Origin of the sequence: Erythrobacter oryzae (assembly GCF_030271515.1) — a bacterium.
Classification (GTDB): domain Bacteria; phylum Pseudomonadota; class Alphaproteobacteria; order Sphingomonadales; family Sphingomonadaceae; genus Erythrobacter; species Erythrobacter oryzae.
Map to the genome: position 1 here is coordinate 395600 of NZ_JASCXI010000004.1, position 24618 is coordinate 420217.

17 protein-coding genes are annotated in these 24618 nt (G+C 68.2%); 12 read left to right on the forward strand and 5 right to left on the reverse strand.

Annotated features, from left to right (window positions below; genetic code table 11):
• The first annotated feature begins 4 nt into the window (after positions 1-4).
• The 5 genes from PFX90_RS14540 (at position 5) to PFX90_RS14560 (ending at position 6899) form a co-directional block, all read left to right on the forward strand.
• Positions 5-238, forward strand: a complete 234-nt coding sequence (locus PFX90_RS14540; RefSeq protein ID WP_285713295.1) for a BolA family transcriptional regulator — start codon at positions 5-7, stop codon at positions 236-238.
• 38 nt (positions 239-276) lie between these two features.
• Positions 277-603 (forward strand): Grx4 family monothiol glutaredoxin, encoded by a 327-nt coding sequence (gene grxD, locus PFX90_RS14545; RefSeq protein WP_285713296.1) that lies wholly within the window; start codon positions 277-279, stop codon positions 601-603.
• A 538-nt stretch (positions 604-1141) separates the two neighbouring features.
• Positions 1142-1924 carry an NUDIX hydrolase gene (locus PFX90_RS14550; protein ID WP_285713297.1) on the forward strand — a complete coding sequence of 261 codons (783 nt, stop codon included), beginning with the start codon at positions 1142-1144 and terminating at the stop codon, positions 1922-1924.
• 252 nt (positions 1925-2176) lie between these two features.
• Entirely contained in the window at positions 2177-4693 is a 2517-nt protein-coding gene (locus tag PFX90_RS14555; protein ID WP_285713298.1) for a glycoside hydrolase family 3 protein, read from the forward strand.
• Positions 4694-4748: 55 nt separating this feature from the next.
• Positions 4749-6899: a glycoside hydrolase family 5 protein gene (locus tag PFX90_RS14560; protein WP_285713299.1), complete on the forward strand. Its 2151-nt coding sequence runs from the start codon at positions 4749-4751 to the stop codon at positions 6897-6899.
• Here the strand turns inward: PFX90_RS14560 and PFX90_RS14565 are convergent.
• Positions 6896-8542 (reverse strand): glycoside hydrolase family 43 protein, encoded by a 1647-nt coding sequence (locus PFX90_RS14565; protein WP_285713300.1) that lies wholly within the window; start codon positions 8540-8542, stop codon positions 6896-6898. The two genes, PFX90_RS14560 and PFX90_RS14565, sit on opposite strands and share 4 nt — an antisense overlap.
• A 95-nt stretch (positions 8543-8637) precedes the next feature.
• Between PFX90_RS14565 and PFX90_RS14570 the strand changes: the two genes are divergently transcribed.
• The 5 genes from PFX90_RS14570 (at position 8638) to PFX90_RS14590 (ending at position 14727) form a co-directional block, all read left to right on the forward strand.
• Positions 8638-9762 (forward strand): fumarylacetoacetate hydrolase family protein, encoded by a 1125-nt coding sequence (locus tag PFX90_RS14570; RefSeq protein ID WP_285713301.1) that lies wholly within the window; start codon positions 8638-8640, stop codon positions 9760-9762.
• A gap of 96 nt (positions 9763-9858) precedes the next feature.
• Positions 9859-10617 (forward strand): D-xylose 1-dehydrogenase, encoded by a 759-nt coding sequence (xylB, locus tag PFX90_RS14575; protein WP_285713599.1) that lies wholly within the window; start codon positions 9859-9861, stop codon positions 10615-10617.
• Entirely contained in the window at positions 10608-11492 is an 885-nt protein-coding gene (locus PFX90_RS14580; protein ID WP_285713302.1) for an SMP-30/gluconolactonase/LRE family protein, read from the forward strand. Before xylB ends, PFX90_RS14580 begins: the two co-directional genes overlap by 10 nt.
• A complete protein-coding gene (locus PFX90_RS14585; RefSeq protein ID WP_285713303.1) occupies positions 11489-13405 on the forward strand; it encodes a sialate O-acetylesterase in 1917 nt (638 codons plus the stop codon). Before PFX90_RS14580 ends, PFX90_RS14585 begins: the two co-directional genes overlap by 4 nt.
• Complete coding sequence (locus tag PFX90_RS14590) at positions 13402-14727, forward strand: glycoside hydrolase 5 family protein (RefSeq protein ID WP_285713304.1); 1326 nt, start codon at positions 13402-13404, stop codon at positions 14725-14727. The genes PFX90_RS14585 and PFX90_RS14590 overlap by 4 nt, the downstream gene beginning before the upstream one ends.
• On the opposite strand, the gene PFX90_RS14595 is transcribed toward PFX90_RS14590, so the two are convergent.
• Genes PFX90_RS14595 through PFX90_RS14610 form a run of 4 tightly spaced genes read right to left on the reverse strand, consistent with a single transcriptional unit; the run spans position 14724 to position 20737 of the window.
• The gene (locus PFX90_RS14595; RefSeq protein ID WP_285713305.1) at positions 14724-15701 is read right to left on the reverse strand and encodes a glycoside hydrolase family 43 protein; all 978 of its coding nucleotides are present in this window, start codon (positions 15699-15701) and stop codon (positions 14724-14726) included. The genes PFX90_RS14590 and PFX90_RS14595 overlap by 4 nt on opposite strands.
• A gap of 11 nt (positions 15702-15712) precedes the next feature.
• Entirely contained in the window at positions 15713-17497 is a 1785-nt protein-coding gene (locus PFX90_RS14600; RefSeq protein WP_285713306.1) for an IlvD/Edd family dehydratase, read from the reverse strand.
• Positions 17494-18618 carry a LacI family DNA-binding transcriptional regulator gene (locus PFX90_RS14605; protein WP_285713307.1) on the reverse strand — a complete coding sequence of 375 codons (1125 nt, stop codon included), beginning with the start codon at positions 18616-18618 and terminating at the stop codon, positions 17494-17496. Before PFX90_RS14605 ends, PFX90_RS14600 begins: the two co-directional genes overlap by 4 nt.
• Positions 18619-18673: 55 nt before the next feature.
• Complete coding sequence (locus tag PFX90_RS14610; RefSeq protein ID WP_285713308.1) at positions 18674-20737, reverse strand: alpha-glucuronidase family glycosyl hydrolase; 2064 nt, start codon at positions 20735-20737, stop codon at positions 18674-18676.
• 97 nt (positions 20738-20834) lie between these two features.
• Here PFX90_RS14610 and PFX90_RS14615 point away from each other — a divergent pair, with 97 nt between their 5' ends.
• On the forward strand, positions 20835-23255 hold the full coding sequence (locus tag PFX90_RS14615; RefSeq protein WP_419180105.1) for a glycoside hydrolase family 3 N-terminal domain-containing protein: 2421 nt from the start codon (positions 20835-20837) through the stop codon (positions 23253-23255).
• Complete coding sequence (locus PFX90_RS14620; protein ID WP_285713309.1) at positions 23252-24463, forward strand: endo-1,4-beta-xylanase; 1212 nt, start codon at positions 23252-23254, stop codon at positions 24461-24463. Before PFX90_RS14615 ends, PFX90_RS14620 begins: the two co-directional genes overlap by 4 nt.
• The last annotated feature ends 155 nt before the right edge of the window (positions 24464-24618 follow it).

A 24618-nucleotide genomic window follows, 5' to 3' on the forward strand; every position in this document is an offset into this window, starting at 1 on the left:
ACCCATGCCGATGACCGCACGCGAGATCACCGAGGCGATCACTGCGGCCCTGCCCGGCGCGGTGGTCGAACTGCGCGACCTTGCGGGCGATGACGACCACTGGGCGGCGACCGTCACCGCCCCGCAATTCGCCGGCCTCAGCCGCGTGGCGCAGCACAAGCTGGTCTACAACGCGCTCGGCGGGCGGATGGGCGGGGTGCTGCACGCCTTGCAAGTCACCACTGTGGTTCCCAAGTAACCTTCATTCCAAGCAACACCTGCCAAGGCCGCAACCCCATGTCCGACGTCAACGCGCGCATTTCCGATCTCGTCACCAGCAATGATGTGGTGCTGTTCATGAAGGGCACGCCGCTGTTCCCGCAATGCGGCTTCTCGAGCCGCGCGGTGGCCATCCTCGACCACTGCGGCGTCGCCTATGAAAGCGTCGACGTGCTGCAAGACATGGAGATCCGCCAGGGCATCAAGAGCTTCTCCGACTGGCCGACGATCCCGCAGCTCTACGTGAAGGGCGAATTCGTCGGCGGCAGCGACATCATGATGGAGATGTTCGAGGCGGGCGAATTGCAAGCAATGCTGGATGAGAGCGGGGTCGCCAAGGTTTGATTTTTATAGGGCGCACCCGCCTCCGCGGGTGCGCCCTCGCTGGATGCGCAGCAAGCTGCGCCCGCTGCGGGCGCGCATTCGCGCTTGCGGTCACTACGCGACCGATATCAGCGCATCCCGATAGTGTTTCGCTGAGCCGGCCCACAGGGCCGCAAGGCCGACCGGCCGCCCGCAGGCGCCCGTAGCGAAGCGAAGGAACAGCGCCGAGGACGCACCCGCGGAGGCGGGTGCGGAAAACAAAAAAGCGCTCCGCAGGACCAGTGCGGAGCGCTCTTTCATTTTCGGGGAGGCGCAACCCGGAGACCAGGAAGGGTCGCGCCTCTCGTCGAAGACCATTGGGACCGCACCACACAATGCAAACCCCGTGCCAAACTCGAAAAAGCACGGAATTCCGGCATTTTTCCGACCGCGTTTGCTTCTCCTTAACCGCGAGTTGTAAAGCGTCCCGACACCCCTCGCCCGGCCAGGGGAGCGCGCCCCGGCAGCAATTCGCCTTGGGTCTTGGCAAGGACGCGCCGTGCGGCCATCCTTTGCCGCGATGACCACCGATTCAGCGCCCGAAGGCATTCCTGCCGCCACCATCATCATCTTCCGCAACGCCCCTGACGATGGAGCGCCGGAAGTGCTGATGACGGTTCGCTCGCGGAACATGACCTTCGCGGGCGGCATGGCGGTGTTCCCCGGCGGGCGGGTCGATCCGGCGGACTTCGAACTGGGCGAGGCAGTCGCGGCCGCCCACGGCCTCGCGCCCGATGAAGCCGCGCACCAGATCGCCGCGGTGCGCGAGACGCTCGAGGAGACCGGCCTCGCGCTCGGCCTGTCGGGCGAGATCAACGCGGCGAGCGCCGACGCTGCCCGCAAGATGCTCGCCGAGTGGGGCGCGCTCGCGCCGGTGCTCGAGGCCTTCGGCTGGCAGCTCGACCTTGCACAGATCACGCCCTTTGCCCGCTGGTTTCCCAAGAACGAGGCGATCGCGCGGGTCTATGACACGCGCTTCTATCTCGCCAATCTCGGCACCGGGGCGGTCGACGTGTCGATCGACCATGCCGAGAACACCCATCTGTTCTGGACCACGGCGCAGGGCGCGCTCGATGCGGCCGCGCGCGGGGACATAAAACTGATCTTCCCCACCCGCCGCAATCTCGAGCGCCTCGCCCTGTTCGCCAGCTTCGCCGAGGCCAAGGCCCAGGCCGAGGCGATCCCGGTGCGCACGATCATGCCGCAGGTGGTGGAGCAGGACGGCAAGCCGTGGCTGACGATCCTTTCCGATGCGGGCTATCCGGTGACCGGGGAATTGCTGGAGACCGTAGCGCGGGGATAGTCGTGCTGAATTTGCCCGCCGAATCGAGGTTTCGCTTGCTGTGGTAACGCTACCATACGCTTTCGCGCTTCCCTGCATTCGTATTTTTGGCGCAATATTCCCTTGACTTTCAATGCAATGCCGATCTTTCGGGCACGCGCCACGCACACCGCCTCGCCATCGGATTGACTTCCGCCCGCAGATTTTACAACATTCATGTTAGCGTTAGCAAAACGCCTGGCACGGCGGGCAGGATCGCCGCGGGAGAGGGACATGATGGGCCACAGGGCCTCCACACGCGCTTGCCTTGCGGCAGGCCTGCTCGCTGCCGCGAGCCTTGCAACCGTCGCGGTCGCCGAGACCCCGGCCGCCCCGCCCTCCGCCGCGCCGCCGGGCACCGCGCATCCCGATCAGTGGCCCGCCTACACCTACCCGGTCCCCACCAACCCCGATCACGAGAAGATGATCGCCGACCTCATCGCGCGCATGACGATCGAGGAGAAGGTCGGTCAGCTGGTGCAGGCCGACCTGTGCTGCGTCACGCCCGAGGACTTCCGCAAGTACAAGCTCGGCTCGCTGCTGGTGGGCGGCAATTCGGGCCCCAATGGCAACGACCTCTCGCCCGCGAAGGACTGGCTGAAGGCGGCGGACGACTTCTACCTCGCCTCGGTCGACCGTTCGGACGGCGGGGTCGGGATCCCGATGATCTGGGGCACCGACGCGGTGCACGGCCACTCGAACATCATCGGCGCGACGCTGTTCCCGCACAATATCGGCCTCGGCGCGATGCGCGATCCGGCGCTGATCGAGAAGATCGGCGCGGTCACCGCCAAGGAAATCCGCGTCACCGGCCAGGAATGGACCTTCGCGCCCACCGTCGCCGTGCCGCAGGACTTCCGCTGGGGCCGCGCTTACGAGGGCTATTCCTCCGACCCCGATCTGGTCGCCTCGTATGTGGGCGCGATGGTGCGCGGACTTCAGGGACCGCCGACGGGCGACAACCTGCTCGCCGGGCCCTACGTGATCGCCTCGACCAAGCACTTCCTTGCCGATGGTGGCACCGACCGCGGCGTCGACCAGGGCGACAGCTCGATCAGCGAGGCGGCGCTGCGCGACATCCACGGCAAGCCCTACGGCCCGGCAATCGCCGAGGGCGTGGCGACGGTGATGGTCAGCTTCTCGAGCTGGCAGGGCGTCAAGATGACCGGCAACCACTCGCTGGTGACGGGGGTGCTCAAGGAGCGGATGGATTTCGGCGGCTTCGTCGTCTCCGACTGGAACGCTCACGGACAGGTCGCGGGCTGCACCAACGAGGCCTGCCCGCAGGCGCTGATGGCGGGGGTCGACATGTACATGGCGCCCGACACGTGGAAGCCGATTTACAACGACCTCCTCGCCCGCGCGAAATCAGGGGCGATCCCGATGAGCCGGATCGACGAGGGCGTGGCGCGGATCCTGCGCGTGAAGGCGCGGCTCGGGCTGTTCGAGGCGGGCAAGCCCTCCGACCGGCCCTATTCCGGGCAATGGAACCTCCTCGGCGCGCCCGAGCACCGCGCTGTCGCGCGCGAGGCGGTGCGGAAATCGCTGGTGCTGCTCAAGAACGAGGGCGTGCTCCCGCTGGCACCCGGCGGACGTCTGCTGGTCGCGGGCGACGGCGCGGACGATATCGCGCGGCAGGCGGGCGGCTGGACGATCAGCTGGCAGGGCACGGGCCTCTCCAACGCGCAGTTCCCCGGGGCGACCTCGATCTGGGGCGGGTTGAAGCAGGCGGTCGAGGCGGGCGGCGGCAGCGCGGTGCTTTCGCCCGATGGCAGTTTCACCGAGAAGCCGGACGCCGCCGTGGTGGTGTTCGGTGAGACCCCCTATGCCGAGTTTCAAGGCGACAGGGCGGCGCTGCTGCTCGATCCCGAGCACACCGGGCCCTTCGCAACAATGAAGAAATTGAAGGCGCAGGGCATTCCCGTGGTCGCGGTGATGATCACCGGGCGGCCGCTCTATGTGAACCCCGCGCTCAATGCCGCAGATGCCTTCGTGGTCGCGTGGTTGCCGGGCAGCGAGGGCGGCGGGATCGCCGACGTGCTGGTGGGAGACAGCGCGGGCAAGCCCCGCTTCAACTTCAGCGGCAAGCTCCCCGCCGCATGGCCGCGCACCGCGCAGATCGCCGACGGGGCGCTGTTCCCGCTCGGCTACGGGCTCGACTATGCCTCGCCCGCCCCGGCCTTCACCGCGCTCCCCGAGCTTGACGCCAACGCCTCGGGCGCAGACGCGCGGGTGTGGTTCAACGCCGGCACCCCGGCAGCGCGCTGGTCACTGTGGGTGGCGGGCACGGGTGACGAGGTCGAGACCCGCGTCACCACCCTCCCCGCGGAGGCCCTGGGTGGCCGTGCGCGGGTGACGGCGGAGAGTTACCGCGTGCAGGAAGGCGCGCGCCGCATCGCGGTGCAGGGCGGCACGGCCAGCGCCCAGCTCGGCAAGTTCGAGACGATCGATCTCGCGCGCGAGACCAATGGCGATGTCATGGTGCTGGTAACCCTCAGGGTATGGGACGCGCCCGATGCCGCCCGCATCGGGGTGCGCGGGCCCGGCACCGACGGCTTCACCGCCGTCACCCTGCCCGAGACCCCGGGCTATGTCCGCTACGGCATCCCGCTGAAGTGCCTGCGCGGCAAGGGGGCGGATGTGGCGAAGCTCGACCGGCCCTTCGTGCTCGAGACCACGGGCAAGGCCGATTACGCCATCGCCGAAGTGCGCCTCGGCTCGGACGCCGAGCAGGTTTTGCCGTGCCGCTGAAACGCGCGCGGGATTGAATACAGGCCGCCAGAGCCGAACCTATGGAGAAACAGGGATGAACCTCAAGGCATTCGCTTCGCTGCTGCCGCTCGCGGCGCTGACCCTTGCGCCGCTGGCCGCAACGCCGGTCGCCGCAGCCCCCGCCGTCACCCCGCCGCTGCCGGTGGGCACCTGCATCAACCTCGGCAACACGCTCGAGCCCGAAGCCGAAGGCGCATGGGGCGGTGTGCCGGTGCGGCAGGAGGACCTGAAGCGCATCGCCGCCGCCGGGTTCAAGACCATCCGCCTGCCGGTGCGCTGGCACAACAAGTCCTCCGACAAGTCGCCTTACACGGTCGATCCCAAGTGGATGGCGCGCGTGAAGCAGATCGTCGACTGGGCGCTGGCCGAAAAGCTCAACGTCATTCTCAACAGCCACCATTTCGACCCGATCCACGATGATCCGCTGAAGGTCGCCGCGTGGCACGGCGGGGTGTGGAAGCAGATCGCGGAAACCTTCAAGGGCTATCCCGAGGACAGCCTGTGGTTCGAGCTCGAGAACGAGCCGCACAAGAACTTCAACCACACCAATCTGTTGCAGACCCTCGCCCCGGCGCTCGCCGAGGTGAGGAAGCTCCACCCCACCCGCGCGGTGATCATCGGGGGCGAGAACTGGAGCGGGATCAAGTCCTTGGAGACCCTGCCGCTGCCGGATGATCCGAACATCCACCCGACCTTCCACTACTACGATCCGTTCCTCTACACCCACCAGGGCGCCGAATGGACCAAGCCCGACATGCCGCCGGTGGGCCGCAGCTTCCCCACCGATGGGGACACGGCGCAGCTCGCCAAGGATGTCGCCGCGATCCAGGCCTATGTCGCGCGCACCGGCAAGACCCCCTTCATGGGCGAGGTCGGGGCCTATGACGCGCACATCCCGCTGGCCGACCGGGTGAAGTATCACCGCACGATCTACGAAGCCTTCAAGCCGACCGGCATCGGCATGTGCATGTGGGCCTATACCAACACCTTCCCCTTCTTCGATCACAAGAAGGGCGAATGGCTGCCGGGCCTGCGCGGTGCGATCGGGCTGAAGGACGACACCACCGCCCCGCCCGCCCCGGCGCGCGCCGCCGCACCCGCTCCCGCGCCTGCCCGCTCTTCCTCCTCCAAGTCCAAGCTCCCGCCCGAGCTTGCCGCCTTCGACGACCAGGTGCCGGGCGATCTCATCAACGATCCCACCCGCATCGACTGGGACAGCTACGGCCCTGCTTTCAACGCGGGCGGGCGGCAAGCGGCCGACATTCCTGGCGGTGGCGCCGCGCGGGTGTTCACCGTCGCCGAGCGGGCGGACTTCCCCTACCGCGCGGCCGCCAATATCCCGCTGCTCGACGGCATCGCCTCCGGCGAGCAGGTGACGATCGGCTTCTATGCCCGCACGGTCAGCACCGAAAGATCGGACGGCAAGGGCGTGGTCAGCCTGCGCTTCCAGGAGAACGTCGCGCCCTATGACGGCTTCGGCGACACCACGGTGCTGATCGGCAGCGAATGGCAATGGTACGAGGTGACCGCCAAGGCCGACCGCCGCATCCGCAAGTCCGATGCACTGGTGACCCTGCAACTGGCGGGCGCCAAGCAGGTGCTGGAGATCGGGCAGGCGATCGTGGTCAAGAACGCGGCCGCGATCCAGACCACGCAGGCGAGCGCCCCCGCACCGACCCTGCAGGATGCCGCCGCGCTCGAAATGCCCGACGCGATCCGCAGCCTCGGCCAGCTGGTCAACGATCCCACCAACCGCGGCTGGGCCAATGGCGGCACGGGGGGCACCGTGCTGCCGCTCGAGGTGCCGGAGATCTGGCTCAAGAAGGCGACCCGCTACACCACCACCAAGGTGGGCGAGAACCGCTGGGATCTCGTTACGGGCATTCCCATCGTGCCGGACGTCAAGGAAGGCGACACCTTCGTCGCGGTCGTCATCGCGCGCACGATCAGCGCGCAGACCGATGACGGCATGGGGCTGGTCTATGCCCGCCTCCAGAGCGGCACCCCGCCTTACGAGGGCTTCGGCGACAAGGCCTTCAAGCTCGGCAACAAGTGGCAGATGATCCGCCTGCCCTTCACCGCCACCCGCGGCTTCGGCGCGGGCGATGCGAATGTGACGCTGCACTTCGCCGCCGCGGCGCAGACCATCGAGGTGGGGCCGGTTTATGTCTTCAAGACCAACTAGGGCCCCGGAGAATAGGCGTAGGGGCCGACCACCAGCCCGGTGAACAGCCCCGCATGGACCGAGGCGAGCGGCTCGACATCGATCGGGCCGCCCACCTGCCGCCACGAAGTCGCGCCCTCTTCGCGGAAGAACACGGTCGCCGTCCCGCCGTCGAGCGACAGTTTGAGCTCGACCGGCCCGGCAGCAGCGAGCGGTGCCGAGGCGACCTCCTTGCCCCCCGCCCAATCGCTCGCGGCGGTGCGCAGCCGCACAACGATCCGCCCCTGCTCCTTGCCAGCGGCGAGGAAGTGGGTCTCGTCCATGAAGGCGAGCAGTCCGGCGAAATCGCCGCGCCGTTCGGGGGTGAAAGCGAGCCTCGTGCTGAAGGCCGCCTTGTGATGCCGCAGCCGCCGTCCGGTGAAGGCTGGGCGCGCCATGCCGCCGGGCGCGGCGGGGCCGGCGATGACGTCGAGCGCGCCGTCCCTCACCTCCCATTGCGGCGTCGCGCCGGGCGTGCGCAGCGCGAGCCATTCGTTCGAGAGCGGCGAGACGAACTCCTCGTGCCAATTGTCCCACGCCGCTCCGGCCGAGGCAGGGAGCTTCGGCGCGGGCGGCGTCAGCGGCACCGGAGCGCCTTTCTCGAGGAAGCGCGGCCAGCCGTCGTTCCACGTCACCGGAAGCAGAAAGGTCTCGCGCCCCAGCAGCGTCGATTGCCCGGCGAAGGGCCGGGTGGCGAGGAACACCCCCCACCAGCTGCCGTCCTCGAGCTGGACGATGTCGGCATGGCCGGTCGCCTCGATCCGGTCGGGGCGGCCTGCGGGCAGATCGCGCTGGGTGAGGATCGGATTGTCCGGGCCCGGTTCGTAGGGCCCCTGAAGCGCGCGCGAGCGATAGATGGTCTGCGAATGCTGGTCCGCCGTCCCCCCTTCCGCAGTCAGGAGAAAATACCAATCGCCCACCTTGTAGATATGGGGCCCCTCGGCCCAGATCGGCTTTTTGGAAGGGTCGACGCCCTTGTCACGCAGCAACACGCGCTTGGGCAGCATTTTCATCGCCTGCGGGTCGAACTGCTGGAGCCACAGCGCGCGGTGGCCTTCATATTCCTCGGGTCCCGGAGGCGCGTCGTTGTAGACGATCCATGCGGTGCCATCGGGCTCGAAATGGAGCGAGGGGTCGATCCCGCCGAAATCGAGCCACACCGGGTCGCTCCACGGGCCCGCCGGATCCTCGGCGGTGATGACGAAGTTGCCGCCGCATTCGATGCAGGTGTTGACGATCCAGAACCGCCCGTCGTGGCGGGTGATCGCGGGCGCGAACAGACCGCGGTTGGTGCCGATGCCGTTGAAGTCGAGCATCCCCGGCCGGTCGATCGCATTGCCGATGATCCGCCAATGGACGAGATCGGTCGAATGCAGGATCGGCAGGCCCGGATACCAGCTGAAGGTCGACGTGACGGCGTAGAAATCCTTGCCGACGCGCACGATCGAGGGATCGGGGTGGAAGCCGGGGATCACCGGATTGGCATAGCGCCCCTCGGGGGCCTTTGGGTCTGCCGATTCGTAGGCCAGCCAGTCGAAACTGGCAACCACATCGCGCGCCGCCGCGCCTTGCGCGCTCCCCGCCAGCACCAGCGCACCCGCCAGCAATCCCGCCTTCAGCCGCATCGCATTTCCCCTCCGGTTCGTGTCGCTTGGGGGCTTGCCGCCCCGCGATTGTGTGCTTATGGTAGCGCTATCACTGAGGGAGGCAAGAGCCAGAAATGGCCGAAGGGATTCTGGAAAGTCTGCCCGCGGATTTCCGCGAAGGGCACTTTATCGGCCGGGCGCTCTCGCCCGAGGGGCCGTGCGTCATCACTGTCGAAGGCGGCATTCTCCATGACCTGACGGGCGTGGCCAGCACGGTAGCGGGCGCGATCGCGCGGCGCACCTTCACCGGCGGCACGATGATCGGCCAGGTCGAGGACGGTCTGCCCGAAGGCTGGTCGCTGCTCGCCCCCACCGATCTTCAGTGCATCAAGGCCAGCGGTGTAACCTTCGCGCTCTCCGCCATCGAGCGGGTGATCGAGGAGCGAGCGCGCGGCGATGCAAGCGCGGCCGCCGCGATCCGCGCGCAGCTCGAGGACAAGGTCGGCAGCGGCATCCGCTCGGTCGTGCCGGGCAGCCCCGCCGCCGCGCAGCTGAAGGCCGCGCTGATCGAAGAGGGCATGTGGTCGCAATATCTCGAGGTCGCGATCGGGCCGGATGCGGAGATTTTCTCCAAGGCCCCCGTGCTCTCGGCAGTCGGCACCGGCGCGCCGGTCGGCGTGCGCTCGGATTCGCACTGGAACAATCCCGAGCCCGAAGTCGTCCTCGCCTGCGGCGCGCATGGCGAAGTGGTCGGCGCATGCCTCGGCAATGACGTCAACCTGCGCGATTTCGAGGGCCGCTCGGCGCTGCTGCTCTCCAAGGCCAAGGACAACACCGCCAGCTGCGCCATCGGCCCCTTTATCCGCCTGTTCGACGACAGCTTCACCATCGACGACGTGCGCTCGGCCGCCATCGAACTGGTGATCGAGGGGCCGGAAGGCTACCGCCTCGAGGGCCGCAACGACATGAGCCAGATCAGCCGCGACCCGCTCGATCTGGTCGCCCAGTGCCTCTCGGAGCATCACTACCCCGACGGCTTCGTGCTGTTCTGCGGCACGCTGTTCGCGCCGACGCAGGACCGCGACACGCCGGGGGCGGGATTCACCCACAAGGTGGGCGATGTGGTGACGATCCGCTCGGACAAGCTCGGCACGCTTCGTAACACCGTGACGACCTCGCGCGATGCGCCGGCCTGGACGATGGGATTTGCCGCCTTTGCGAGGAACCTCGCCAGCCGGGGGCTGATCGAGGCGATTTGATAAACTATACAAGGGGCGCGCCGGATGGGGATGATCCGCGGGCCCGCAACGGGATGGGGAAGACAGGACTTGGACGCGCAAACCAGCAGCGCAGGCGTGCATAGCGCGATCTACCCGAGCCTCACGGGCAAGCGGGTGATCGTCAGCGGCGGCGGCTCAGGGATAGGCGAGGGCATGGTGGAGGCCTTCGCCCGGCAGGGATCGGCGGTCGCCTTCGTCGACATCCAGGACGCCCCCAGCGAGGCGCTGATCGCGCGGCTGGCGGGCGCCGACACGCGTCCGCATTTCGCGCGCTGCGACATCACCGATTGCGACGCCTACACCCGCACACTCGAGGGCCTGATCGACCGCATTGGCGGTTGCGATGTCCTTATCAACAATGCCGCGAGCGATGATCGCCACGCCGTCGATGACGTGACGCCCGCCTATTGGGACGAGCGCATGGCGGTGAACCTCAAGCACCAGTTCTTCGCCGCCAAGGCGGTGGTGCCCGCCATGCGCGCTGCGGGTGGCGGGGTGATCGTCAACATGGGCTCGATCAGCTGGCACCTCGGCCTCAAGGATCTGGTTATCTACCAGACCGCCAAGGCCGCGATCGAGGGTCTCACGCGCAGCCTCGCGCGCGAATTGGGGCGCGACAACATTCGGGTAAACACCATCGTCCCCGGAAACGTCCAGACCCCGCGTCAGATGCGCTGGTACACCCCCGAGGGCGAGGCCGAGATCGTCGCTGCGCAGTGCCTCGACGGGCGCATCCAGCCCGCCGACATCGCCGCGATGGCACTGTTCCTCGCCGCTGACGATGCGCGCTACTGCACCGGGCACAATTACTGGGTGGACGCGGGATGGAGATGACCCTCCCCGTCACGCAGGTGCTCGCGGCCGACTGCCTGCTGGGTGAAGGCGTGCTGTGGGACGCGGAGCGCAGCGTCGTGTGGTTCGTCGACATCAAGCGCCGCCGCCTGTGGCATTTCGACCCCGCCACCGGCAGCAACCGCTTCGCCGATGCGCCCGCGCCGATCGGCTGGGCGATCCCTGCCGAGGGCGGCCTCTTGCTGTGCGGCTTGAAGGACGGGGTCTACACCTTTGACCCGGAAACCGACGCCTTCACCAAGCTGTGCGAGGTGCCGGGCGAGCCTTCCGGCAACCGTCTCAACGATGCCTGCACCGACCCTTGGGGCCGGGTGTGGTTCGGCTCGATGGACGATGGCGAGTCTGAGGCGACCGGCCGGTTCTACGTCTTCGACCGCGGCGAGGTCCGCCCCGCGGGCCCGAGCGGGATCACGATTACCAACGGCCCGGCGGTGAGCGCCGACGGCAGCCGGATCTACTTCACCGACACGGGCGGGCAGAAGATCTTCGTCGCCGACCTCAACGAAGCGGGCCTCGGCGACATCCGCCTGTTCGCCGACACCGGTGCGCTGTTCCCGGGGGCCTATCCCGATGGCCCGGTGGTGGACAGCGTCGACCATGTCTGGACGGGCATGTATTTCGGCGGCTGCGTGGCGCGCTTCACCCCGGAGGGCAAGCTCGACTGCACTGTCGCCGTTCCCGCGCGCGACATCACCAAGATGGCGTTCGGCGGGCCGGACATGCGCACCGCCTATGTCACCACGGCGACCAAGAACATGAGCGCCGAGGACATGGCCGCGCGCCCGCTCGCCGGCAGCCTGTTCGCCTTCCCCGCCCCTGTCGCGGGCTTTGCCCAGACCCGCGCGAGGCTTTCGTGATACGCCATTTCCTCAAGACCGCGCCGCTCGCGCTCGCGGTTCTGTCGCCCGCTGCCGCGCTCGCCGCTCCGAGGCTCGATGCAGGCTTCGGCGACAACATGGTGCTCCAAAGCGGGGTGACGCTGACGCTTTCGGGGCGGGCCGAGTCATCGTCCGACGTGACGGTCGAGATTGGCGGAACCAGCTCGACCGTCCGCTCCAACGCGTCCGGCAACTTCCTCGCCACTCTGCCCGCGCAGCCTGCGAGCACCGCGCCCGTCAGCCTCGTCATCCGCGATGCCTCGGGCTCGGCAACCTATCGCAACATCCTCCTCGGCAATGTCTTCCTGTGCGGCGGGCAGTCCAACATGGAGCTGTCGGTCGAGCGGGCGCTCGATGTCTGGAACCAGCTGCGCCTCGCTCCTGACGACGGCATCCGCCTGCTGATGATCCCCAAGACCACCGCGCCGGTGCCGCAGGCCGCTTTCCCGTCACCTGTCGCATGGAACGCGGCGACCAGCGAGACCGTCGCGCCCTTCTCCGCCGCCTGCTTCTATATGGCCAAGGCCTTGCGCAAGAAGGACCCTGCGGTTCCCGTCGGCCTGATCCATTCGAACTGGGGCGGCAGCGCGGCGCGCGCATGGTACGATGCCGAGGGCGCGGCGGCGATGCACGGCAAGGCCGACATCGACCTCCTCGCGCTCTACGCTCGTGATCCCTACGCTGCCGCGCAGGCCTTCGTACCGCAGTGGTTCGACTGGTGGCGCAAGGCCGACGGGGGGCGCGAGCCATGGAAGAACTCCGCGCTGCTCGACTGGAAGCCGATCCCCAAATTCTCGTTCTGGAACGAGTGGAAGGGCACCGGGCTCGACACCGCCCCGCGCGCCAATGTGTGGCTTCGGAAGGTCATCACGCTCACGCCCGAACAGGCCAAGGGTGAGGGAAGCCTTGCGATCGGCGCGATCGACGACATGGACCTGACCTTCGTCAATGGTCACCCGGTCGGCTACACCTTCGGCTGGGGGGTGGAGCGCACCTACCGCGTGCCCGCCGCGCATCTGAAAGCAGGGCGCAACGAAATCCTGATCGCCGCCAACAACATGTGGGACACGGGCGGCTTCTTCGCCGGGCCCGAGCGCCTTGCCTTCACCGCCGCCAATGGCAGCCGCGTGATGCTCGGCGCGGACTGGGAATATGCCCAGACCGCCGTCACCGACATCCCGCCCCGCGCACCGTGGGATGCCAATGCGGGCCTCGGCGTGATGCACAATGCGATGATCGCGCCGCTCGGCAAGATGAAGCTGGCGGGCGTGGCGTGGTATCAGGGCGAGGCGGACGTGGGCCCGCCGGGTTACGACAAGAAGCTCGCCGCACTCTTCGCCGGTTGGCGCCGCCAGTTCGGTTCGCAGGCGCGGATGCTGGTGGTGCAGCTGGCAGACTACGGCGAGCGCCGCTCGACCCCGGCCGAATCCGGCTGGGCGCAGCTGCGCGAAGAGCAGCGCAAGGGCGTCGCCGCCGACGCCAACGCCGCGCTCGTTACCGCAATCGACATCGGCGAGCCGACCGACATTCACCCGGCCAACAAGAACGACCTCGGCAAGCGGCTGGCGGTGGCCTTCAACAGCCGCGCCATGCCCATGCCGGAGCGGGCGGTGCGCGAGGGCGCCCGCGTCAGTGTCAGCTTCAGCGGCATCGCCGGCGCGCTGGTCGTGCAGGGCGGGCCCTACCCGCTCGGGGTCGAGCTGTGCGGCGCCGCGCCGGGCTCCTGCCAATTCGTGATCGCGCGGGCCGAGGGCAGCCGCCTGCTGATCGCCGTGCCCGACGGCCTGACGCCCACACGGGTGCGCTATGCCTGGGCCGATGCGCCGGTGGTGAACCTCGTCGACGGCGAGGGGATGCCGGTGCCGGGCTTCGAACTGGCGATCGCGCAATGACCTTCACCCGCCGCGAGACCCTCTCAGCCTCGGCGGCGGGCGCGCTGGCGCTGGCGGCGCGGGGACACGCCGCCAGCGCCGCGCCCTCCCCCGGTTTCGTGACGCGCGAAGGCACCCGGCTGCTGCGCGGCGGCAAGCCATACCGGATCACCGGGGCGAACCTGTGGTATGCCGCATGGCTTGGCGCGGATGCCGATTACGGCGACCGCGCAAGGCTGGTGCGCGAGCTCGACCGGCTGCAGGCGCTGGGTATCAACAACTTGCGCATCATGGCGGCGGCCGAGGAAGGGCCGCTCAAGAACTCGATCAAACCCGGCTTCACCCATGCCGACGGCAGCCCCAATGCGGCGCTGCTTGAAGGCCTCGACTTCGTGATGGCCGAGATTGCCAAGCGCGGAATGACCGCGGTGGTGGTGCTCTCGAACTTCTGGGAATGGTCGGGGGGCCTCCAGACCCTGCTCTACCGCGCCACTGGCAGCTATATCGACATGGGCGATCCCGCGCACCCATGGCCCGCCTTCGCCGACGCCACCGCCAAGGTCTACGCCAACCCGCAAGCGATCGCGCTTTACCGCGATCATGTCCGCCGCCTGCTCGCGCGGCGCAATTCCATCACCGGCATCGCCTATGCCGAGGACCCGGCGATCATGGCATGGCAGCTCGCCAACGAGCCCCGCCCGGGTGGGAGCGATGCGGCGATTGCGGCGAACCGCCAGGCCTACCTCGCATGGATCGCCGACACCGCGGCGCTGATCCGCGCGGGCGCGCCGCATCATCTCGTCAGCCTCGGGCAGGAGGGGACGCAGGCGACCAATGGCAGCGCCGCGCTGGTCGCGGATGCCCACCGCGACATCGACTATGTCACCGCGCACATCTGGCCCCTGAACTGGAGCTGGGTGAAGGGCGACGATCTTGCCGGGACATGGCCCGAGGGACGGCGCAAGGTCGAAGCCTATATCGCTGCTCACGTCGCCATCGCCGAGCAACTCGGCAAGCCGCTGCTGATCGAGGAATTCGGCTTCCCGCGCGACGGCGAGGCCTATGCGCCCTCGGCCAGCACGCAGTTCCGCGAGGACTACTACCGCCTGATCTACGGCGCGGTCGAGGCCAGCTGGGCGGCGGGCGGGGTGATCGCCGGGAGCAATTTCTGGGCGTGGAACGGGGAGGCGCGCACGCCCCACCCCGACGCCCGCTTCCGCGATGGCGACCGCGCCTACATGGGCGATCCCCCGCACGAACCCCAAGGCTGGTACGGGGTGTTCGACAGCGATGCGGGCATGCTCGAGGTGATCCGCAAGCACGTAGCCCGCGCCGCGTCCTAGGGAGCGGGAGCCGTCACCCCTGCCTTGGTCTGGGCCACGGGGCGCATCAGCCCATTTTCGTCATAGATGAGATACTCTGCCGTCACCGCCCGCCGCCCCAGCGCGCCTTTCTGATCGCCAATCGTCAGCGCGGCGTTGTGGAGGAAGAGATACCACTGGCCTTTGAATTCGGCGATGCCGGGGTGGATAGTGAAGCTGCCCTCGGCCGATCCGGTCAGCTCGCCGCGATAGGTCCACGGTCCCCTGATCGAGGGCGCGGTGGCGTAGGAGATGCGCTCGTTCTCGTGATCGCTGCGATCCAGCGAGGCGTAGGTCAGGTAATAAAGGTCGCCCCGCTTGTGCAGCCACGGCCCTTCCTCGAAATGCGGCGGCGTGATCTCGGTGATCGGCCCGTCGATGCTGATCATGTCCTCGCCAAGCTTGGCGATATAGCACTGGCGGTTGCCCCACGCGATCCAGGTGGTGCCGTCGTCGTCGGTGAAGACGGTGGGGTCGATATCCTCCCAGCTGTGGGTGCCCTTAGGCGTCATGTCGTTGCTGATGAGGGCAGAGCCCTTCGCGTCCACAAACGGGCCTTCCGGCCTGTCGGAAACGGCAACGCCGATCGCTTTGCCCGGCTTGGTCCGGTCGTGTTCGACCGGCGCATACATCCAGAAGCGGCCGTGCTTCTGGATGACCTGAATGGCCCAGGCGTCGTGCGAGGCCCAAGCGAAGCCCTTGATATCCATGATCGGCGGATGCGCCGTCCAATTGCGCATGTCGGTGGTCGACCAGACGAGCCAGTCCTTCATGTTGAACATTTCGCCGTCCGCAGCCTCATCGTGGCTGGTGTAGAGCCACAGCGTGTCCCCCACCACCAGTGGAGCCGGGTCGGCGGTGAAGCGGTCGCGGAACAGAGGGTTCGATCCGGGCGCGTCGTCCGCCACGAGGGGCCCAGCGGCCAGCAGCGCGGCGAGCGGCAGGAGCAGGCGCATGGGCGGTCCTCTCAGTGGTTATGCCGCGGCAGCTTCTTCGCCGTCCCGCGATACTTGAGCGCGAATTCCATCACCCCGCCCTCGGCCAGCTGGCCCGTCTTCTCTCGGTAGAGTTCCTCCCACGGCGTCTGGCTTTCGGGGACCGGAGGAATGGTCTCCTCGGCGCGGCGCCGCGCAATTTCGGCCTCGTCGACCAGCGCATCGCAGCGCCGCTGATTGAGATCGACGCGGATGATGTCTCCGGTGCGCAGCCACGAGAGGCCCCCGCCGACCGCGCTTTCGGGGCTGACGTTGAGGATCGAGGGGCTGTCGCTCGTGCCCGATTGCCGCCCGTCACCCAAGGTTGGCAGCCACGGTTTGCCGGCGCGGATCATCGCGTCGGGCGGCTGCATGTTGACGACCTCCGCGCTGCCCGGCCAGCCGATCACGCCCGAGCCGCGGATCACGAGGATGCAGTCCTCGTCAATCGCCAGCGAAGGGTCGTTGATGCGGTGGTGGTAATCGTCCGAGCCGTCGAACACGATCGCGCGCGCCTCGAACACGCCCTCGCTGCCGGGGCGCGAGAGGTAGCGGGCGTGGAAGGCGGGGCCGATCACGCTGGTCTTGAGGATCGCGAAGTCGAACAGGTTGCCCGACAGAACCATGAACCCGGCCTTGTCGATCAGGGGATCGGCAAAGGGCCGGATCATCTCGCGGTCGGGGCTTTCGGCGCCTGCGAGGTTCTCGGCCATTGTCCTGCCGGTGCAGGTCAGCACGTCGCCATTGAGGCGGCCCGCTTGCAGCAGCTCCCACATCGCCGCAGGCACTCCGCCCGCCCGGTGGAAGCGTTCGCCGAGATACTTCCCCGCAGGCTGCATGTTGACGAGCAGTGGCAGGTCGTAGCCGTGCGCCTGCCACACCTCGGTCTCGAGCGGCACGCCCGCGTGCGCGGCCATCGCCATGATGTGCGGCTGGGCGTTGGACGAGCCGCCGATCACGCTGACGCAGGCAATCGCATTCTCGAAGGCCTCGCGGGTGAGGATGTCGGAGGGCTTCAGGTCCTCCAGCACCATCTCGACGATCCGGCGGCCGGTGCGATAGGCCATCTGCCCGCGTTCGCGATAAGGCGCGGGGATCGCTGCGCATCCCGTCAGCGAGAGGCCCAGTGCCTCGGCGACCGCGTTCATGGTGCTCGCCGTGCCCATTGAATTGCAATGCCCGGCCGAGGGCGCGCTGGAGGTGGCGCGGTTCAGGAATTCTTCCTCGTCGATCTCGCCCGCGGCGAGCTTGCGGCGGCTGCGCCAGATGACGGTTCCGCTGCCGACCAGCTCGCCCTCGTGCCACCCGTCGAGCATCGGGCCGCCGGAGAGGACGATTGCGGGAATGTCGACCGTCGAGGCCGCCATGATCTGCGAGGGCGTGGTCTTGTCGCAGCCGGTGGTCAGCACCACCCCGTCCAGAGGATAGCCGTTCAGCAGCTCCACCAGCCCGAGATAGAGCAGGTTACGATCCAGCGCCGCGGTCGGCCGGCGGCAGTTCTCGAAAATCGGGTGGACGGGGAATTCGATCGGAATGCCCCCCGCATCACGGATCCCGTCGCGGGTGCGCTTGGCGAGGTCGACATGGATGCGGTTGCAGGGGGAAAGGTCGCTGCCGCTCTGCGCAATGCCGATGATCGGCTTGCCGCTTTGCAGCTCCTCGGGCGTCACCCCGTAATTCATGAAGCGTTCGAGATAGAGCGCCGTCATGTCCATGCGTTCGCGGTTGTCGAACCAGTCGCGCGAACGCAGGCGGCGGGGTGAGGCTTGGTCTGTCATGGGCTCCCGGGGGGCTTGCTGAAGGATGCCGCGAGGCTCGGCCCCGCGTCGGAATTGCGGCGGATCAGCTGGTAGGCGAGCGTCAGCTGCTCGGCCTTGGTGCGGGCGGCACGCGACTTGTTCTTGTGCACCCGCGCTATCATCGCGACCGCCTCCGCGGTCATCTCGCGGATCGGCTGGCGGATGGTGGTGAGTTCGGGCCAGATCGAGCTGGCGAGCTCGGTATCGTCGAAGCCGCAAACGGTGATGTCGCCGGGCACATCGAGGTGCCGGCGGTGCGCCATCGCGACCGTGGCGGCGGCCATGTCGTCGTTCGAGGCGAAGATCGCAGTCGGGCGATGCGCCGCGCCGAGCAGCCTCTCGGCCGCGACCATGCCCGAACGGTAGGTGAACTGGCCCTGCGCGATCAGGCTCTCGTCGATCGCGAGCCCGGCATCGGTCATCGCCTTGCGATAGCCTTCGAGGCGCTGGCCGCTCGCCACCTGTTCGGGGTTGCCGATGATGAAGCCGATGCGCTCATGCCCCAAGCTGATGATGTGCCGGGTCATGTCGTAGGCGGCCTGGAACTCGTCGATCAGCACCGCCCCGTGGCTGCCGGTGGCCCGGCCCGGGCCGACCGCAACCGCGATTCCGCCCGAGGAACGGATCAGGTCGAGCACGCTCTGATCGTCGCACAGCGGCGGGGGGAGGATGTAGCCCTCGATCCCGCCGTCGAGCAGCTTCTTGATCACCTTCTGCGCCTCGGCGACATTTTCGCAGGCCTGCACCACGAGGTAGATGTCGCGGCGGCTCGCCTCTTCGAGCGCGCCCATCAGGAACTCGCTCAGGTAGGAGGCCGAGGGGTTGTCGAACAAGAGCGCGATGCGCAGCTGCGATCCCGCCGCGAGCGATCGCGCCGCGCGGTTGGGGACGTAGTTGAGCTTGGCGATCGCGCCCAAAACCTTCTGCTTGGTGTCCTCGCGCACGTTCTCCTCGCCGTTGATGACGCGGCTCACCGTCATCGGCGAACACTGCGCCTCGCGCGCGACATCGGTGATCGTGGGCGCCGCATTGGATCGCCGGGCGGCGCGCTTGCGGCCCTGGGTTGCGGACGGGGCGAGAGTGTCGGCCTTGGTGCTCATGGCGCCCGCCATACTGCGCGGGGGCAATGGGCGGCAAGCGGCATGATAAGCGCTATCATTGCCCGGGCGCTTCCGGGAACTTGCGCTGCCGGTAGGCATCCAGCGGCTCGGCGGGTGGCGCGGTGTCCGGGGGGAGCGGCAGGCCATTGACCGATTGCCAGTAGGCAAGCGAGGCATCGCGCCACCAGCGCGCCTCCTTGCGCTGGATCGAAAGGTCGCCGGCGACGGCGGCGTGACGTTCGGGGTCGATCGCGGGGGCGAGGCTCGCCCAGTCGGCGGCCATGCGATCGACCCCCGCGACACCGGCATCGTAGCGGGTGGCCAGTTCCTCCCACAGCGTGCGGCCCGAGGGCAAGCGATGCGTCCAGGGCATGTGGTGGAACCACAGCAGGAAGCGCGGGTCGATTGTGGCTGGGTCGCTCCACTGCGCGGCAACGGCCGGCGCATATTGTGCAAGGGCATTGGAGCCCGTGGCCGTGCGGTCGAAGCCGACCCCGCCATTGTCTGCCCGGTGGTAGTAGCACGGGTTCCAGTCGGGCCGTTCGAGATCGCACACCCACGGCGCGGGGCCGTAGTGGTGGCCGGTGCCCATCAGATGCGCGAGCCCCATCGGCCCGGTGTAATCGACCACCGTCCCGCGGCTGGCGAGCATCATCGCCGTGATGGTGCCGAGCGGCTGCGGGTTACGCGTGAAGGTCTGCGCGGCCCATTCGCGGGCGATGTCCTCGCTCGGAAGCGCCGGGTTCCACGCCAGCCGCCCGAAAGCGTACCAGTTCGCCTGATCGAAGTGGGTGCCCGTCCAGTTGCGGTCAGAGCCGACATTGGCGACGCCCGCCATGCCCGTCGGCGCGACGATCTGCGCCACGGTTCCGCCCCGCCCCGTATCGGCGTCCAGCACCTCTTTCCACAGGGGCGCAAGGTAGGCGATCCCGCTCGCCTGCCCGAGATATTCGCGGGTGATCTGCGCCTCGAGCATCACGCGCGTCCTCGGCATCGCCCCGAACAGCGGATGGAACGGCTCGCGCGGCTGGAAATCGAGCGGGCCGTTCTTGATCTGGAGGATGACGTTGCCAGCGAACTGCCCGTCGAGCGGCTGGAACTCGGCATAGGCCTGCATCGTGCGGTCGGTGCTGTCCTCGGCCCGGTAGACGAAGGCGCGCCAGATCACCGTGCCCCTCTCGCCAAGCGCGGCGGCGAGCATGTTCGCGCCCTCGGCGTGGCTGCGGCCATAGTCCTGCGGGCCGGGCTGGCCTTCGCTGTTCGCCTTGACCAGAAACCCGCCGAAATCGGGGATGCTCGCGTAGATTTCGTCGGCCTTGGCCTTCCACCATGCCTTTACGGCGGGATCGAGCGGGTCGGCGGTGGGGAGGCCGCCCAGTTCCATCGGGGCAGAGAAGCGCGCCGACAGGAACACCCGGATGCCATAGGGCCGCCACGCATCGGCGAGCCGCGCGAGCTTGGCGATATAGCGCGGTTCGAGCATGAAGGCCTTGGCGTTGACGTTGTTCACCGCAATGGCGTTGATCCCGATGCTGGCATTGGCGCGGGCATAGTCGACGAGGCGCGGATCGAGTTTCTCGGGCAGGTGCCACCAGTCGATGATCGAGCGGCCCGCATAGCCGCGCTCGACGGTGCCGTCGGGGTTGTCCCAGTGGTCGAGCATCCGCAAAGGCATGGTGGGCGCTTCGGTCAGCCGGATTTCGCTCAGCGGCTTGCCCTCGCCAAGGGCGCGCAGCAGGGCGAAGCTGCCATAGAGGCACCCGACATGATCCTCGGCGGCAATGACGACCGCCTGCCGCCCCTCGATCATCTCGGGCGCAATGCCGAAGCCTGCCGCCCCATCGCCCTTTTCCTCGCCGCAGGAGAGCACGATCTCGGTCGAATCGCGGGTCAGCCGCGGGCGGTCATAGCCTTGCAAACCGGCCAGCCCGCGGCGCAGTTCGGCCTCGGCGATGGCGAGGGTCGGACTGCCGGGTCTGCCGACGATCACGGGTACGATCGGAGCGGCTTCGCGCAGGTCGGCGAGCGCCTCGCCCTCGAGCGGAGCATGGCGCAGCCACAGGGCGTAGCCGTCCTCGGCACAGGCTTGCCCTGCCGCAAGCAACGCAGCAGCGACCATCGCAAAGCCGTTGACAAGCCCTCTCCCTCTCATCATGGTAGCGCTACCACAATCACGGGGCCAGTCAAGCTGCCGTGCCCAGGGAGAGGGACTTTCGATGAACGGGATCAAGCGGGCTGCGCTGGCAGCAGGGGTGTGTCTGGCGGCTTTCGGCATGGTCGCCGCGCCCGCAACTCTGGCCAAGGAGCGGACTGCCGCCATCAAGGTCGAGCGCGCTATGAAGGACGCGCCCTACTGGAACCCCGCCCTCCCCGTCGAGAGCCGCGTCGAGGACCTCCTCGCCCGCATGACGCTCGAAGAGAAGATCGCCCAGATCATCACCGTGTGGGACAGCAAGGGCAAGGTTCAGGGCCCGGGCGACGTGTTCGACCCGGCCAAGGCGGCGACCGTCTACCCCGACGGGATCGGCCAGATCGCGCGGCCCTCGGACCGCAGCGGGCCCTCCTCCCCCCGTCAGGTCGGGCGGCGCAGCATCGAGGAATCGGTCGCCTATGTGATCGCCGCGCAGAAGTGGGCGATGGAGAAGACCCGGCTCGGCATTCCGATCCTGTTCCACGAGGAATCGCTCCACGGCCTCGCCGCCAAGGATGCCACCGCCTTCCCGCAGGCGATCGGCCTTGCGAGCAGCTGGGACCCTGACCTGATCCGCGAGATCAACGCCCTGATCGCCGACGAGACCAGCGCGCGCGGCGTGCATCTGGTGCTCTCCCCCGTGGTCGACGTTGCCCGCGACCCGCGCTGGGGCCGGATCGAGGAAACCTTCGGCGAAGACCCCTACCTCGTCGGCGAGATGGGCGTCGCCTCGGTCGAGGGGCTGATGGGCGTGGGCACGACCCGAAAGCTCGCACCGGGCAAGGTGATGGCGACATTGAAGCACATGACCGGCCACGGCCAGCCCGAAAGCGGCAACAACGTTGCCCCCGCCCAGATCAGCGAGCGCACGCTGCGCGAGATGTTCTTCCCGCCCTTCGAACAGGTGGTGAAACGCACCCGCATCGACGCGGTGATGGCGAGCTACAACGAGATCGACGGGGTGCCCTCCCACGCGAACAAATGGCTCCTTCAGGACGTGCTGCGCGGCGAGTGGGGCTACGAGGGCGCGGTGGTCTCGGACTACTACGCGATCGAGGACATGGCCCGCCTCCACCACATCGCCCCCGACAATGCCGCTGCGGGCGAAATCGCCTTGAAGGCCGGGGTCGATGTCGACCTGCCCGAGGGCGCTGGCTTCAGGGACCTTGCCGCGGGCGTCCGCGCGGGCCGCGTGCCGATGCAGGCCATCGACGATGCGGTGCGGCGGCTGCTCACCATGAAGTTCAACGCCGGACTGTTCGAAAACCCCTGGCCCGACCTTGCCAAGGCGAAGACCTCCAACGGCCCCACCGGCGTGGCGCTGGCGAGGCTGGCCGCCGAGCGCTCGCTGGTGCTGCTCAAGAACAACGGCGCGCTGCCGCTGGCCCTGCAGGAAAGCGCAACTGCGAAGAAGCCGACCATCGCGGTGATCGGCCCCAACGCCGATGTCGCGCGCCTCGGCGGCTATTACGGCGAGCCCCGCGCGAGCGTCACGCCGCTTCAGGGCATCAAGCAGGCCGTGGCGGGCAAGGCCAACGTCGTCCACGCCCTCGGCGTCGAGATCATCGACGGCGACAGCGACTGGTGGGACGACAAGGTCGTGCTCGCCGACCCCGAGAAGAACCGCCAGCGCATCGCCGAGGCGGTCGAGGTGGCGAAGAATGCCGACACCATTGTCCTGTTCATCGGCGACACCGAGAAGACCAGCCGCGAAGGCTGGGCCGCCAATCACTTGGGCGACCGCACCAGTCTCGACCTCGTCGGCGAGCAGAACGAGCTGTTCAAGTCGATGAAGGCGCTCGGCAAGCCGGTCGTCGTGGTGCTGATCAACGGCCGCCCGCCGAGCTATCCCACCATCGCCGCCGAGGCCGATGCGATCCTCGAGACGTGGTATGCGGGCGAGCAGCAGGGCACCGCGATTGCCGATGCGCTGATTGGCAAGGTCAATCCGGGCGGCAAGATGCCGGTCTCGACCGCGCGCAATGTCGGCCAGCTGCCGAACTTCTACAACTACAAGCCCAGCGCGCGGCGCGGCTACCTGTTCGACGAGGTGACGCCGCTGTTCCCGTTCGGCTGGGGCCTCAGCTACACCACCTTCAGCCTCGCCGCGCCGCAGCTTTCCGCTTCGAGCATCAAGCCGGGCGAAGGCGTGACGGTGACGGTGCGCGTCACCAACACGGGGGCACGCGCGGGCGACGAGGTGGTGCAGGTCTATCTGCGCGACGAAGTGAGCTCGGTCACCCGCCCGGTGAAGGAGCTTGTCGGCTTCAAGCGCGTGACGCTCCAGCCGGGCGAGACCCGCGATGTGGCGATTGCCATCGAGCCGCGCGCCTTCGCGATGTGGAACGCCGAGATGCAGCGTGTGACCGAGCCGGGCACCTTCGCGATCATGACCGGCGCGAACTCGGCCGAATTGCAGACCGTGAAGCTGGAGGTGCGGCCGTGACGATTTCCCGCCGCGACGCGCTGGGCGCGATCGGCACCACGCTGGCCGCGCTGCCGCTGGTCGGCTGTGGCGGCGGGTCGACCGGCGCCTCTCCCGCCCCCGTCAGCACCGCGCCCCCGCCCGCGCCCGCGCCGACCGGCGCACCCTCGCCGGGGCTCAACGCCATCGCCGCGCGCGGGGGCCGCAAGTTCGGGAGCGCGATCGCCTCGATTCCGGGAACGACCAACGCCGGCTCGATCCAGAACCCGGACTACACGGCCATCGTGAAGGGCGAATGCGGCATCGTCGTCCCCGAAAACGAGATGAAGTGGCAGGCCGTGCGCCCCGCGCCCACGGTCTACAATTTCGACCGGATGGACGAGATCGTCCGCTGGGCACAGACCAACGGGCTCGCGGTGCGCGGCCACACCCTGCTGTGGCACCGACCGCAGTGGTTCCCGAACTGGCTCAACACCTACGACTTCGGTGCGACGCCGGTACGCGAGGCCGAGAGGCTGCTGACCGAGCACATCCAGACCGTGACCCGCCGCTACAAGGGCGTGATCCAGAGCTACGATGTGGTCAACGAGGCGATCGACCATGATCGCAACGCCACCATCGAGACCAGCCTCAGCCGCGCGATGGGCAGCCCCGAGGCGGTGCTCGACCTCGCCTTCCACACCGCGCGGGCCGAGCTGCCGACCGAACAGCTGGTCTACAACGACTACATGAGCTGGGAGCCGCAGCACCAGCGCCACTGCGCCGACGTGCTGCGCCTGCTCGAGGGCTTCAGGAAGCGCGGCACGCCGGTCGATGCGCTGGGGATCCAGTCGCATATCGAGATCTTCTCGATCGACCCCGCGACCGGCGTCGGCCCCTATGCCGAACGCGAATGGCGGCGCTTCCTCGACGAGGTCACCGGCATGGGCTACCGCCTGCTGGTCACCGAATTCGACGTCAAGGACAAGGCGCTTCCCGCCAATGTCGCCCAGCGCGACGAGAAGGTCGCGGATTTCGCGCGGCGCTATTTCGAGGTGATGCTCGATTACGGAGCGCACCTCGACGACATCCTCGCCTGGGGCATGGTCGACCGGTTCAACTGGCTCCAGGGCTTCGATCCCGCGAGGCGCGCCGACGGGCTCGAGGTGCGCGGCACACCCTATGACAGCACCTACCGCGCCAAGCCGCTGCGCAGCGCGCTCGCCAACGTCTTGACCGCCGCCGGCTGATCCTCTCGCCGACGGTTTCCCCCTGTGGCCCGGGCAGCGATGCCCGGGCCCTTTTTTATGCGCCCGCCTGCGCGAACGATCGGCGCGCACAAACGAAAAGGGCCCCCCGGCGATGTGCCGGGGAGCCCTTTCCCTGGGGAGCCGTGCGACCCCGC